The organism is Pseudoalteromonas sp. SIMBA_162, assembly GCF_046535955.1.
Lineage (GTDB): Bacteria > Pseudomonadota > Gammaproteobacteria > Enterobacterales > Alteromonadaceae > Pseudoalteromonas > Pseudoalteromonas marina.
Genome location: NZ_JAWJBQ010000932.1, coordinates 1 through 247, shown reverse-complemented (window position 1 = coordinate 247; position 247 = coordinate 1). Strand labels below are relative to the sequence as shown.

The 247-nt window shown below is 59.9% G+C and carries 1 protein-coding gene; it reads right to left on the bottom strand.

Translation table 11 applies throughout. The annotated features are described in order from the left end of the window. Positions 1 to 155: nitrilase-related carbon-nitrogen hydrolase (locus tag R0J88_RS22440; protein ID WP_410901234.1), on the bottom strand; the 155-nt coding region annotated here is incomplete at its 3' end. Positions 156 to 247: the final 92 nt, after the last annotated feature.

Genomic DNA, 247 nt, shown 5'->3' with positions numbered 1-247 from the left:
CGCAGCAGCAGGTCTTCCGGCGGGTAGCCGGTCAGACACAACTCGGGCAGCACTACGACATCGGCCTTGTGCTCAAGACTCGCTTCACGCACCGATTCGATGGCACGCGCAGTGTTGCCGGGAATATCACCGACCAGCGGGTCGAGCTGGGCCATCACCAGAGTCAGATCTTGCATGCGGTAAGGATCTCTCGATTGGCGGTTCGATAAGGGGCCAGTACACTGTGGCCAGACATCTGGCTCAGATC